The 13366-nt window shown below is 41.5% G+C and carries 13 protein-coding genes; 8 read left to right on the forward strand and 5 right to left on the reverse strand.

Annotation, left to right across the window (positions count from 1 at the left end):
• Positions 1 to 15: 15 nt before the first annotated feature.
• The 3 genes from B7E06_RS18190 to B7E06_RS18200 are packed head-to-tail and all read left to right on the forward strand — an operon-like array spanning position 16 to position 3190.
• The gene (locus B7E06_RS18190) at positions 16 to 987 is read left to right on the forward strand and encodes a Gfo/Idh/MocA family protein (RefSeq protein WP_082235347.1); all 972 of its coding nucleotides are present in this window, start codon (positions 16 to 18) and stop codon (positions 985 to 987) included.
• A gap of 21 nt (positions 988 to 1008) precedes the next feature.
• Positions 1009 to 2634 carry a sodium:solute symporter family protein gene (locus B7E06_RS18195; protein WP_082235348.1) on the forward strand — a complete coding sequence of 542 codons (1626 nt, stop codon included), beginning with the start codon at positions 1009 to 1011 and terminating at the stop codon, positions 2632 to 2634.
• A 22-nt stretch (positions 2635 to 2656) separates the two neighbouring features.
• Complete coding sequence (locus tag B7E06_RS18200; RefSeq protein WP_082235349.1) at positions 2657 to 3190, forward strand: hypothetical protein; 534 nt, start codon at positions 2657 to 2659, stop codon at positions 3188 to 3190.
• Between the two features lie 689 nt (positions 3191 to 3879).
• Here B7E06_RS18200 and B7E06_RS18205 read toward each other — a convergent pair.
• Positions 3880 to 4797: an aldo/keto reductase gene (locus B7E06_RS18205; RefSeq protein WP_082235350.1), complete on the reverse strand. Its 918-nt coding sequence runs from the start codon at positions 4795 to 4797 to the stop codon at positions 3880 to 3882.
• Positions 4798 to 4926: 129 nt separating this feature from the next.
• On the opposite strand from B7E06_RS18205, the gene B7E06_RS18210 reads away from it, so the two are divergent.
• Positions 4927 to 6129 (forward strand): ABC transporter substrate-binding protein, encoded by a 1203-nt coding sequence (locus B7E06_RS18210; RefSeq protein ID WP_082235351.1) that lies wholly within the window; start codon positions 4927 to 4929, stop codon positions 6127 to 6129.
• Positions 6130 to 6158: 29 nt separating this feature from the next.
• Here B7E06_RS18210 and B7E06_RS18215 read toward each other — a convergent pair whose 3' ends face one another.
• A complete protein-coding gene (locus B7E06_RS18215) occupies positions 6159 to 6947 on the reverse strand; it encodes a SurA N-terminal domain-containing protein (protein ID WP_245807770.1) in 789 nt (262 codons plus the stop codon).
• 181 nt (positions 6948 to 7128) lie between these two features.
• Positions 7129 to 8499, reverse strand: coding sequence for a hypothetical protein (locus tag B7E06_RS18220; RefSeq protein ID WP_082235352.1), 1371 nt, complete (start codon positions 8497 to 8499; stop codon positions 7129 to 7131).
• Between the two features lie 222 nt (positions 8500 to 8721).
• Between B7E06_RS18220 and B7E06_RS18225 the strand changes: the two genes are divergently transcribed.
• Genes B7E06_RS18225 through B7E06_RS18240 form a run of 4 tightly spaced genes read left to right on the forward strand, consistent with a single transcriptional unit; the run spans position 8722 to position 11260 of the window.
• Positions 8722 to 9180, forward strand: a complete 459-nt coding sequence (locus B7E06_RS18225; protein ID WP_082235353.1) for a LytTR family DNA-binding domain-containing protein — start codon at positions 8722 to 8724, stop codon at positions 9178 to 9180.
• Positions 9177 to 9593, forward strand: a complete 417-nt coding sequence (locus B7E06_RS18230) for a DUF3021 domain-containing protein (protein ID WP_342743639.1) — start codon at positions 9177 to 9179, stop codon at positions 9591 to 9593. Before B7E06_RS18225 ends, B7E06_RS18230 begins: the two co-directional genes overlap by 4 nt.
• A gap of 18 nt (positions 9594 to 9611) precedes the next feature.
• Positions 9612 to 10523, forward strand: a complete 912-nt coding sequence (locus tag B7E06_RS18235; RefSeq protein ID WP_082235354.1) for an ABC transporter ATP-binding protein — start codon at positions 9612 to 9614, stop codon at positions 10521 to 10523.
• On the forward strand, positions 10520 to 11260 hold the full coding sequence (locus B7E06_RS18240) for an ABC transporter permease (protein ID WP_082235355.1): 741 nt from the start codon (positions 10520 to 10522) through the stop codon (positions 11258 to 11260). The genes B7E06_RS18235 and B7E06_RS18240 overlap by 4 nt, the downstream gene beginning before the upstream one ends.
• Positions 11261 to 11307: 47 nt before the next feature.
• On the opposite strand, the gene B7E06_RS22275 is transcribed toward B7E06_RS18240, so the two are convergent.
• Both B7E06_RS22275 and B7E06_RS18250 read right to left on the reverse strand, forming a co-directional pair.
• Complete coding sequence (locus tag B7E06_RS22275; protein ID WP_281249160.1) at positions 11308 to 11481, reverse strand: Spo0E family sporulation regulatory protein-aspartic acid phosphatase; 174 nt, start codon at positions 11479 to 11481, stop codon at positions 11308 to 11310.
• Positions 11482 to 11552: 71 nt separating this feature from the next.
• The gene (locus B7E06_RS18250) at positions 11553 to 13118 is read right to left on the reverse strand and encodes a Vga family ABC-F type ribosomal protection protein (RefSeq protein WP_082236058.1); all 1566 of its coding nucleotides are present in this window, start codon (positions 13116 to 13118) and stop codon (positions 11553 to 11555) included.
• Positions 13119 to 13366 lie beyond the last annotated feature (248 nt).

Consider the following 13366-nt stretch of genomic DNA (forward strand, 5'->3'; position numbering starts at 1 on the left):
AAAGGAAGTTAAATGATGAAAGTTGGAATCATTAGTTTTGCTCATATGCACGCCTATAGTTATGCAGAGGCACTGCTTAACCAGGACGACGTTGAAATTTCAGGTATTTATGACAGTAATGCGAAACGCGGAAGAAATGCCTCCTCTAAATACTCAGCCACTTTTTATACAAGTCTTGAAAGTTTACTATCATCAGATATTGAAGCAGTCGTTGTTACTTCCGAAAATGTGTATCACCGGGAACACGTAACAGCTGCTGCGAATGCAAAGAAACATGTACTCTGTGAAAAACCAATTGCAACTACAATCGAAGACGCAAAAGCTATGATTCAGTGCTGTGAAGAAAACGATGTTCTCCTGCAGACAGCTTTTCCTGTACGGTTCAGCTCTGCGATCATTAGAGCAAAAGCGATTATTGATGAAGGCGAGCTTGGGGATATCTTAGCAATAAAAGGAACGAACCGCGGCACAAATCCAGGAGGCTGGTTTAACGATAAAGAGCTTTCCGGCGGCGGTGCAGTAATTGATCATACGGTCCATGTCGTTGACGTTATGCGTTGGATTCTGAAATCAGAAATCACTAGTGTCTATGCAGAAATCGATCATTTAATCAGTGAAAAGCCGATTGATGACTGCGGAATTTTAACGATGGATTTTGATAATGGTGTTTTTGCTTCCTTAGACTGCAGCTGGTCGAGAAACGATGCCTATCCTACCTGGGGAGATGTAACTTTAGAATTTGTTGGAACAGAAGGTACTCTATCTGTCGATGCATTCGCTCAAAAAATTAATGTCTACAGCAATGACAGCGGTGTGCACTGGAGTTTCTGGGGTGATGATATGAATCAGCAGCTCATTGCTGATTTCGTTGAAGCCATTCGTGAAAAACGCCCGCCTTTCATTACGGGAGAAGACGGTTTAAAAGCTGTAGAAGTAGCTTTAAAAGCATACGAATCTTCGAATAAAAAATCATCTGTTCATATGTAATTTTCACAAGGAGGGAGCATTATGAATAATTTCACATTTCTCGACTACTCGATTCTGATTGTCTATATTCTTGTTGTAGCGATCGTAGGTGCTTTGTTCGGAAAAAATCAAAAATCTACAAAAGATTATTTCCTTGGCGGCAGAAGCATTCCATGGTGGGCGATCGGCCTTTCCGTTATGGCGACACAGGCCAGTGCAATTACATTTATCGGTGCGCCCGGCTGGGGATATGAAGGCGGGCTGGAGCGGCTGATTATGTATTTAAATGTGCCTCTTGCTATTGCATTTTTAATTGTAACCATCGTTCCTTTTTTCTATCGTACGGAAGTTTATACGGCTTATGAATATTTAGAAAAAAGATTTGATGTGAAGACTAGAAGTTTTGCCGCTTTCTTATTTCTTGTAGCCCGAGGCCTGGCTACCGGTGTGGTATTATATGCTCCTGCCCTGGTATTGTCAGTAGTGACAGGTTGGGATATTGCTTTCACTATTATCTTAATGGCTGTATTGGCGGTTGGCTATACCGTTTTGGGAGGCATCAGCGCTGTTATTTGGACTGATGTCATCCAGATGTTCGTCCTTTGGTTTGGTGCGATTATCAGCATGATTGTAATTTTTACAAAAGTGCCAGGCGGCTGGGAGCAGATTGTCTCAACCGCTTCAACTGCTGGACTGCTTGAACCACTCAACTGGTCGATGGACCTGTCTGTAGAATATAGTGTGTGGGCTGGAATTATAGGAGGCTTCTTTCTTCATATTGCTTATTTTGGCACAGACCAAAGCCAGATTCAGCGAGTATTGACGAGTAAATCCATTAAAGAAAGTAAACTTTCCTTGTTATTAACGGGTGTTCTCATTATTCCGCAAATGCTCTTATTCTTATTTATTGGAATTCTGCTTTATGTGTTCTATCAGTTTAACGGAAATCCTGAAATTTCTGATTTAAATGAGCTGTTTCCAATGTTTGTCGTCAATGAACTTCCTTCTGGAATCTCAGGTCTAATTATCGCGGGCGTATTCGCTGCCGCCATGTCCAGTCTAGATTCGGGGTTAAATGCATTATCAGCGGTTACGATTCGCGATTTTTACAGCAAATTCTTTAAAAAGAATGCATCTGAGGAGCATTATCTTAAAGCATCAAGGTGGGCGACTCTACTCTGGGGAGCCTATGCTACCGTATTTGCCTTTTTCGTTGCAAATTTAGGCCCCGTTATTGAAGCGATTAACAAAATCGGCTCACTCTTCAATGGTGCATTACTTGGCGTATTTCTTTTAGCACTATTTACGAGAAGAACAAACGGGACCGGGGCATTCGCCGGCCTTATCGCAGGTATGGCCTCAGTATGGGCGGTCACTCAATTTTTTACCATTTCTTTTTTATACAATAATATTGTCGGCGCTGCAGCGGCATATATCATCGGGTATGCGATAAGTCTAATAGGATCAAAACCTGAAGAATATAAATTGAAAGGGTTAACAATGAAGGAAAAAGAAGTTTCCACCCAGGAAAAACTGGCTAAAAGAGCGGAATCTGCTGCTTCAGTAGAAGAGATGCAAGAAGAAGAACCTGTAAACAGATGGCCGTTTTACTTAATTGGTTACTTTGTCATCGCCCTTATCTTCTTACTGATTATTCAAGCAGGATAAAAGCTGTGAAGGAGTGAACCCCATGAAGCCCGAATATTATATAAAGCCGGAAGTAACACGTGAAGAAGCTGTATGTAGAATCAGCGAGCATATGTCGAATAAACTAATAAAGATAATAAAAAGGAGACAGAAGCTTGTTTCCATGGAACTAGTCTATCTCCCCTTCTGGTGCTACGAATATACTCTAAATACCTCTTCCCTTAAGGAAGAGATTAGAGGGAAAATCGCTATTGAAACGATTGCAAAAACACCGGCAATTCTTCCAAGCAGCTATCCTCTTGAGCCTTTAAATGAAGAGGTTAACAAACTGGCTGTCATTGGGCAGGAAGATCAAGAAGCGGCGCGAAAGGCCATTTACTGGGAAGCCTTTAATAAGGAAAAACGAAAAAAGTCAATAGACCTTACACTACATTCCTCGTGGATTCTCTATATGCCTTACTGGATTGGTTATCTGGAGGGTAAAACCTATGAGATTCTTCCTGTTGACGGTGTTTCAGGCAGGCTTGATTTTACAGTGAAAGATGCTTTCTTAAAGATATTTAGTGAAGCGGGATAACTTTTCACAGTGAGCCGGTGAGCTAGCTTGTTGCACTCACGGATCTCACCATAGAACTAACTTCCTGCAAGAGTCTCGCCATTTTCTCGCTTTTTCTCAATAGTAATAGAGAAAGAACAGTTCCGTTTATCTCGTGTGGAGAAACGAGGCTGGGAAATAGCTCGCTTTCCGCGGGGAGCCGGTGAGCTAGCTCGTTCCACTCGCGGATCTCACCTTGGCTCTATCTCCCTGCAGGAGTCTCGCCATTTCGAGCAGCTTTATCATTGATGGTATAAACAGAACGCTGTAATTTCAGCAACCGCTCTAAAGGAAATAGTCTTCTCTTACTCAATGTTCCGTTACTCCAAATAACATAAAGGGCCAGGGGAAACGGCGAGACTCCTATGGGAGAATAGAACATGGTGAGATCCCGGAAGGCTTTAGCCTGAGGAAGCTCACCGTTCGCCCATGGAAAGCGAGTCTTTCCCCAGGCCCGGGTCTCTATATTCAGATAAACGGAACTCTCTTCCCCTTTAATCGAGAATCAAAAAGCTTCCTTGGGAACACAGAGAAGGGTGAGCCTACGGAAGGCGTCAAGCGTGAGGAAACTACCGTTGTAAAATGAACTACTCTCTCCTTAAAAAAATAAATTCCAACAAAAAGGCTGGCGAGTGTATCCTCGCCAGCCCTTTTAAATGTCAGTTGGAACTCTAAGGCAGGTCGTTCCCTGCCGAACGGTAAAGCTCATACCATTCTTCTCTTGTAAGCTCAACATCAGAAGCTTTAACAATATCTTGCAGCCGTTTTGGATTCATCGTCCCGACCACTGGCTGAATATTGGCTGGATGTCTTAATATCCATGCTGTCGCAATTGCGGTATCTGTAACACCTTTAGCTTCAGCAATTTCCTTCAGCTTTGCATTTACTTCCGGAAACTCCTTATTTCCAATAAATGGACCTTCAATCATCCCATGCTGGAATGGAGACCATGCCTGGATCGTTATATCATTTAGCCGACAATATTCAAGGACCCCGTTGTCACGGACGACGGCCGGCTCATTCATCATGTTAACGTTAAATCCGGCATCTATCATTGGCGTATGTACAAGACTTAACTGAAGCTGATTTACAATAAGATCCTCATTAAAATACTTTTTAAGCAGCTCAATCTGTATTGGATTCTGGTTGCTGACGCCAAAGTGTCTGACTTTACCGCTTTCTTTTAATTCAGTAAAAGCCTCAGCTACTTCCTCAGGCTCCATCAATGTATCCGGGCGGTGGAGCAGCAGGCTGTCCACATAATCTGTTTTTAAACGGCGGAGGCTGTCTTCCACTGATTGTAAAATATGCTCTTTTGAGAAATCGAAAAATCCGTCGCGAATGCCGCACTTCGTTTGCAGCTTCATTTTCTCCCTGAGATCATCATTCATAGAAATGGCATCCGCAAATACCTCCTCGGACTTTCCTTTTCCGTAAATATCCGCATGATCGAATAAATCTACGCCTAGTTCTAACGCATTTTCGATAACATAAGCAGCATCTTTTTTATCAAGTTCACTGATCCGCATGCATCCTAAAGAAATTTCCCCAACTTCCAAATCACTTTTGCCTAATTTAAGATTTTTCAAGCCACAGCACCTCTTCCTCTTTTTTTCTATCCTATCACATGAAAGCCTTAAGTCCTTTCTATTTGCATGGGACTTCCTCTCTTTTTCATAAAATTGAAAAGGATATGGCCCTAAGAAAGGGGGGGAGCTATGAAGAAAGTGGTTAAAATAGGAGCTGTTTATCCTCTAAGTGGTTCGCTTTCATCGATTGGGGAAGATATTAAGAAAGCATTACTCTTAGCACAGGACATTTCCAATCATTCGAAACAGCTGCCCGAAGGACTGGATACATTAAACTGCTTTACCTCCACTAAATATAAGATTGAACTCGTCTTTGGGGATTCACAGGGTGATCCCGTGATCGGAGTTCAAGAAGCAAGACGTTTAATCAGCGAGGAAGGAGTCTCTGCCCTGATCGGCGCTTATCAGAGCAGTGTCACGGATGCCACTTCTCTGCTTGCGGAAACACTGGAAATCCCTTACGTGAACCCTGAATCTTCTGCTCCAACTTTAACTCAGCGCGGGCTTAAGTGGTTCTTCAGAACTGGAGCAGATGATGTCTTATATACACGTCTGATGTTTGAATTGTTCCGTTTTTTAAAAGATGTGCAAGGACAGGATCTTTCAACATTCGGCATCCTATCTGAAGGATCTGAATTCGGACTTGAGGCATCAGCTGTTGAAATAGCTGATGTGAAGGGGTTTGGAGGGGAAGTTACAGCTTTTGAACCATACAGTACGCCTTCTTCTCTTGAGGCTGCGATCTTGCGAATCCTTCGTGCAAATCCTCAGGTTGTTTTAGCCCAGCAGTTTTTAAGCGACGCAATAATGACGGTTACTACATTAAAAGCTGTCAATTGGTTTCCTGATGGTTTTGTCGTTCAAAACGCCGGCTACGTCATTCCTGAATTTCTTGAAACCGTCGGTAATGATGGAAACTATATCATAAGCCGCGCTTCCTGGGCGCTGGGACTTGGAAAATTCAAACCTATAGTAACAGAGGTTAACAGACTTTATAAAAAGCGTTATCAAGAAAATATGAATGAAACGAATGCCCGAAGTTTTACAGGGATGATGGTGCTGATTGATGGGATTAACCGGGCTGGAAGTCAAAACCCTTATAAAATAAGAAGAGCATTAAGGCTTACTAATATTCCTGGCAGTCAATTAATCATGCCATGGCAAGGAGTTCGTTTTAATGAGGAAGGACAGAATATCCTCGCGGACGGGCTGCTTGTACAAATCTTAAATCAGAAATACCGGATAATCTGGCCGCTTCATTTCAAAGAAAAAAATGTAGTATGGCCGGCACCCTCCTGGGAGGAGAGAGGTATAAAAAAAACCAGGGCTTAATTACAGCCCTGGTTTCATCTTTGAAATTTTTAAATGTGAACTTCCACGTCACCTTTTTCTCGAAGGTCTTTAACCATTTTCTGAACAGCTTCTCCTTCTTTTTGATTCTTCAACTGCTGTTCGATTTGAGGCTTGGCCTCTTCATAGGAAGGAACTTCCCCAGCTCCTTCGCCTTTACCTTCACTTTCACTAGCTGCTTTTTCCTGCTGAGCTTTCATTTGCTCATACATTTCCTTCATTTCTTCTTCACTAGGTTCCGTATCACCAGCTTCTTCTGCTACAAGCTGGTCCACTTTCACCTGCTTTTCAATCTGTGCCATTACTTCTTTTTCCTCCATGCCCTGTTCTTTCAGAGCAGCTAAGAAGTCATCTGGAGATTCCATTTGGTTCATTTTTGCTAATTCTTCAAGTGATTTCTGCTTCTCTTCTTCTGAAGCTTCATATCCCTTATTATTAGCTTCCTGGATGAGCAATTCCTGGCCTACGAGAGACTCAGCCACTTGTTTTTTAATCTCATCCTGATTTACCTCTTGGCCAGTCATTTGCATCTGCATTGCCATCTGCTGGAATTGAGGTTCATAAGTTTCTGTGAATTCATTCTTATCTATTTTTTCACCATTCACTTCAGCAACGACATCGGGGATACCCTCAAGATCGGGCTCAGGAAGCTCCTGCTGTTCCCCGCCTTGTGCGGATTCTTCTTGTTTTGCCTGTTCTTTCTCTTTGCTTTCTTTTGATGATTCCTCATCATTATTACACGCTGCCAACAGCGCTACGAGAGCTGCAAGCAGTAAACTTACTAACCATTTTTTATTCAAAGGTATTTCCCCTTTCTTTTTCGATAGTAGTTGCATTGTAACATCAGATTCCATTTCCTCAAACATGTCATTTTGTGGAATACCCAGCTTGTAAATTATCCATCCCTTGTCCTGCAAGGGGTCAGAGCATAATTAAGCCTTGCTTATTACAAATGTAGAATTTTTGTGTAAACTTTCTCACTTAATAAAACTGCAAGGTAAGCAATGAAACAAGGACGCCTATAAACCCATAAATCAGACTATATGGCAGATTGGTTAAAACAATTCGATAAGGATTTACTCTTAGCCTAACCGATGTCATCGTTATTATAAGTCCATAAGGAGCTGACGAAACTGTAGCGATTGCGCAGCTTGCAAGCAGCACGGTCAATGTAACAGTTGGCATAGTCTCCATAAGAAGGCCTGTAATCCCTCCAAAGATCCCCATAACAGCCAGTGGATGTATGCCTAATAAAGTCATCACAAGGAATGTAAATTGAATAAACAGCATGATGAGCAGCGGATGTCCATCCAAGGCTACGATTGGTTGTTGAAGGTAATCTAAATAAGGAGAAACGTTAAGCGACTCGGTAAAAAAAGATAAAGGAACTAACAAAACAATAAAATTGCTTAAGTGGTTAGTCTGACTGACCCATGAGGGCCATCCGAGTTTAAGAAAGCTTTTACTTCGTTTCATTATAACAGCCCATATCCACGCAAATGGAAAAATCGTTATAGTTACAGCAAATAGAAAATCAAATTGCAGCACATTAGCCACAAAGACGACAGCGGCCAGGAAAAGCACCAGTCCTGTAATAAATGCAGCAAGTTTCTTCTTAGGCACGGATTGACCAGGCCGGGAAGTTGAAGATTCCTCCAGCCACTCATTCCGAAACCTCCACTTTCCGATACTTGCATCCACTATAAACCCAAGAACTGCTATAAGAATCATCCAGGGCAAAATCGAAAGAAAGTTTACTCCCGTTACAAAAACTGCAGTAACTAGTAATACTTCTAGAGGACTCCATGGGAGCGCCATCGAATAACCTCTTAAGGTCGTAAGAAAAATGAATCGGTTTCGCACTTTTCCGGGTAGTGTCTTTAATTGATTAACCAATAAATCCTGAGAAATAATAACCGATGTTAAATTTAGAAAAGCTGCAAGCGAAACCATTGTGGCCTGGCTGCGTACATATAGTGAGCCAAGTGACTGCCTGCCGCTCGAACCTAAAAGCCCCTGTAGAAGCTGGTTATATCTGCCTGCTTTTACGACACTGTTCATCCAGGGAAGCATGGAAATTAAAAACAACAGCCCTATATTTTCTGCAAAGAATCCCGGTATGGATGTGAGAGATTCACTGCTCGAGGAAAAAAAGAAAATTCCGGCCGATAACAGAATTACACCGATGATCTTAAACACCCTATCAGCCAGAGCAAAGTTAAGCACAACCATAACCATTCCCAACGCCCCTATCAGCGCTATAAGAACAGGATGTGGCCAAAAAACGTGGAGGATAAATAAAAGAAAAACAAAGGCATTAAAAAAGTAGAGATGATTTCGTATATATGACAACCATAATCCTCCTTCATACAGACCGAGTGCCTATCTGTAACGATTTCAAGATGAACTCATCGTACCGATAAACCGATTTATTTTCAAGAAACGTGCAAGATGGACAACGGTTTTGGCATCTTACCCTTCCCATCCTGCGTGTTGCCTTACAGTCGGTGACATTTGAATATAAGCGATCTATACTATTTTTATAAGCCTCATACAAAGGAGGATTCATATTGAATGAAAATTTTACTCGACGTTAATTCCCATCACGAAGAAACAACGGTAACGATCCACTGTAAAGAATTAAACCCATCCATCCAGGAAATCCTCGAATATCTCAACAAGACGGAAACTGATCTTATCGTTGGAAAAGATGGAGAGAAACAGCATCTAATCAAGCCGGAGGACGTTCATTACTTCCGCACAGAAGGAGACATTGTAACAGCAGCCACTTCTAAAGGGGCTTTCAAAATAAAAGAAAAGCTGTATGAGCTCGAACAATCGCTTTCCTCTCGCAGGTTCATCAGGATCTCTAAGTCTGTCATCGCCAATTTATATGCCATGAGTCACTTTGAGCCATCGTTTAATGGAACACTGTGTGTTCATTTTAAGTCTGGTGAAAAGGAATATGCTTCAAGGCACTATGTAAGCAAAATAAAAGAAACGTTAAAAATGAACAGGAGGGGCAGCAAATGATGAAGAAATTTTTGTTCAGGAGCCTTATCGGAGTTTTCTTTGGAGCATTCATTACTGTATTTGCTACAAGTGCTTTTATATATTTCGCTGAGCATCCTTCCATAGACAGCGCGGCTTTTTTAAAAAACGCCTTCGGCTACATTTTTTGCGGCTGGTTGTTTTCTGTCACCCCGCTTTACTTTGAAATTCGTTCGCTCAGCCTTCCGATGCAGACAGCTTTGCATTTTCTTACAGTTACCACTATATATTTACTGTTAGGACTTGGAATTGGCTGGATTCCCTTTAATTTAAATCACTTTTTGATTTACCTAGCCATTTCTATAGCTGTCTACACAATCGCATGGATTGGATTCTATCTCTATTTTAAAAAGGAGTCGAAGAGACTTAATAAAGACCTTGAATGTATTGAATAATGTAAAGGAGGAACCTGTATGGAACAGGTAATTACAGTAAAAAACCTATCGAAAAGCTTTGGCGCTACACAAGCGGTGAAGGATCTTTCTTTTTCCGTTTACAGAGGAGAAATATTTGGAATTATTGGTCCAAATGGTGCAGGGAAAACAACCACATTAGAGATTCTGGAAGGAGTTTCTAAGCCTAATGAAGGTGAGGTTGATGTAATGGGTCTTGTGCCGAGCAGACAGCTGAGCGAACTCAACAAAAAAATCGGTGTTCAATTTCAAGCGACTTCTATTCAAAAGAAAATGAAAGTCAAAGAAGCATTGGACCTTTTTTCATCCTTTTATAAAAAATCTACCCAGAAGAAGTATTTTATCGAACTTCTTGGATTAAATGAAAAACTCAATGTTAGATTTGAAGATTTATCCGGCGGCTGGAAGCAGCGGGTAACACTTGCTCTGGCTACACTGCATGAACCTGAAATCTTATTCCTCGATGAACCAAGCATGGGATTGGATCCTTCGGCTCGTCGGGAAATGTGGTCACTGATTCAGTTATTACGAGACCGCGGATGTACGATCGTTGTGACGACTCATTATATGGAAGAAGCCGAACAGCTTTGTGACCGTGTAGCTATGATCTACAGCGGCCAGTTAAAAGCTTTAAACACTCCAAAAGAATTACTAAATGACAGTGCAGCCCGCTGCCTCGTTTTTGAAAGTGAAGCACTCACTTACGAATATTTAATCTCTCTTCCTAACATCGATCGTGTGGAGCAAAAGGGGAATGTATTTAAAATTTTCTGTGAAGACCAGCAAACGACAGCTTATTATATTTTTAGCTACTGTCATGAAAACAACATTGCATTAACCAATTTTACATTTGAAAAAGGTTCTCTCGATGATCTATTTGTTCAATATTTAGAAAAGGAGAAGATCGGATGACAGCCATTGTAAAGCTTGCCAGTATAGAAACTAAAATGTTCTTTAGAGACCGTTTAAGTGTGTTTTGGACCTTTCTTTTTCCTATCGTTATGATCTGGCTGTTTGGTTCCATGTTTGTCGATAATAATATGAGCCAGCAAGCCTTTGCTGAATATTTTGTACCCTCATGGATTGGTGTTAACATCGTGACTACTTCCTTTTTCACATTAGGAACCGTATTGACCAATTACCGAGAAACAGGAGTACTGAGAAGGTACCAGTCTACACCGCTTCAGCCATGGAAAATTCTTGCCGCCCACACTTTTCAGGGCACAGTTATTTTTGCAATTTCAGCTGTGCTGCTTCTCGTCTTCGGCATGGCGCTTTATGATTTGTCTCTCCCGACTTATGCAGGCAGCACCTTACTTGCTTTACTAATCAGCATTCTGGCCTTTTTCCCATTTGCTTTATTTATCACTTCCCTGGCGAAAAACACCCAGTCTGCGGCAGCTATCAGTTCTTTATTTCTAAACCTGATGTTGTTTTTGTCAGGGGCGACATTTCCACTTGAAATGCTGCCGACCATTCTACAGTATACAGCCAAAATCCTTCCACTTTATTATGTTATCCAGCTTCTTCGCGGCACATGGACAGAAGCGCCAATTACAGAATATGGTTTTGAGGTTGCTGTTTTAATTGGGATTGCTATTGTATCTGTATTTCTTGCTTCTAAGTTCTTCCGCTGGAGCGGAAAATAAAAAAGGAAATCATCCAAGAATGATTTCCTTCGCACAAAACTTGAACCCTACTTCTTTCTGAGTAGGGCTGCTTGTTTTCTGCGCTCATTTAAGAGCTCATCCAGCGTTTGCGACACCTCTATCACCTGGGGGTTTAAAGGATCTTCCCGATACATTCTGTACATACGCTGACGAAGCTCTTCAATTTGTTCTTCTAAGTCTCTTATGCAAATAGTTCCCACCCCCAATGATTAAGGTATACCCTAAGGGGAGGAATAATAGTAACACAATTCATTTACAATTTATTACAAACCTAACTATTCTCCAGCCTGCGTTTTTCTGCAAGCAGCTGCTGAAATTCTTTATCCAACTCCTCAGAAGGTTCTAAGCTTAAACGACTGAGTACTTCAGATATTTTCGTCTGCAGGATAAGCTTCTGCTGTTTAGATGTATCCTCGTTTGTCTGCTCGGATTTCCTTTTAAACTGCTCATACGTTCCTTCAAAAATATTAATTTCCTGGTCTTTTATCTGAAGAATACGAGTCGCAATGGTGTTAACAAAACGCCGGTCATGGGAAACGAAAATTAAGGTGCCATCATATTCCTTAAGCAGAGATTCTAATGCTTCCGCAGCTTCGATATCCAAAAAGTTCGTCGGTTCATCAAGAATCAGCGTATTTATTTCACTCAGCAATAATTTTGCCAGTGCCACTTTAACCCGTTCTCCACCGCTTAACACACCCGCTTTTTTAAATACATCGTCACCGTAAAAGTGAAGCCTTGCGAGCACAATCCGAATCAGACTCTCCTCCTGCCTCGAACTAGAGCTTACATTCTCTAAGATTGATTTTTCCACATCTATAATATTTAGATTCTGGCTGAAATACCCGATTTTCACGGATGGATTAATCGAAATTCCTTCCACTGTATTTAGAATTTCTTTTACAAGAGTGGTTTTTCCGCTTCCATTTGGACCGATAATCGCCATCTTATCACCTCCGCTCACATGAAAGCTCTTTTTATTCCAGAGGAGTCTTTCACCAGCTTTCCCGGATACCCCTTCCACTCGCAGGATGATTCGTCCCTTCATTACTTCCATATTAGGAGGATTCATCTTAATAGGCGGCATTTCTTTTGGTTTTTCAACCTTTTCTAGCTGCTCCAGCCTCTTTTCAATCGCTTTGCCTGTTTTCTGAAGCTTTTTCTGCTTCTTCGCAAAGTATGGTTTCGATTCTTTGGCTTCTGATTTGCTCACACTTTTAGGCTTTTTCGTTGCTCTTTCAGCTTTTTTCTCCTTTGATTTCAAAGCTTCCTCCAACTGTTTTTTCTTAGCCTCATAATTTTGAAAATCAGCCTGCTGCTGCCTGACTCTCAAATCCCTCTGTTTCGCATATTCACTGTAGTTCCCCACGTATTCCTTTAAAACCCCATCCGTGATCTCCCACACTTTAGTGCAGACATTATCGAGGAATTCCCGGTCGTGGGAAACGACAACAAAAGCCCCCTTCCACTTCATGAGATTCTTTTCCACCCATTCGATATGTTCTGTATCCAGATGGGTAGTAGGCTCATCAGCCAGTAAGATTTCAGGAGCCTTAATAAAAGCATTCGCAATATATTCCTGTGTGACTTCGCCCCCGCTTTTCACTGGATCCGTACGTTTAAGCTGCGGCAGTAGAGCTGCTTCTGTTTGACGGAATACTCGTCCTGCTTCCGGAGCCAGCTCTCCAGCCAATATATTCAGTAAAGTTGTTTTTCCACTGCCGTTTTTACCGACAAGTCCTATTCGATCTCCTCTGTGGACTTTCAACTGATTAATATCGAGTAATAGTCTGTCTTTTACATAATGCTTTAATTGATGAGCTTCTAAAAGCAACATAGGATTCATCCCCCATTTTCCGTTTATCAGGGACAAAAAAGCCCCCTATCTGTTTTCAGAATAGGAGGCATAGGTACAGGTGAACACAAAAAAGAGACACGTCTCCTTTTCACGCAGCCATAGAAATCCCAATCCTATTCTGAAAACCTGAGTGAAGGCATTACAAATAAAGCAGAAATCTGCTTCTATTTAAATGACCTTCGATTCATGGTTTTGTAAAAATAGGATTAGTACTTCACTAGCTTAAG

Source organism: Halobacillus massiliensis, from assembly GCF_900166625.1.
Lineage (GTDB): Bacteria > Bacillota > Bacilli > Bacillales > Halobacillaceae > Halobacillus_A > Halobacillus_A massiliensis.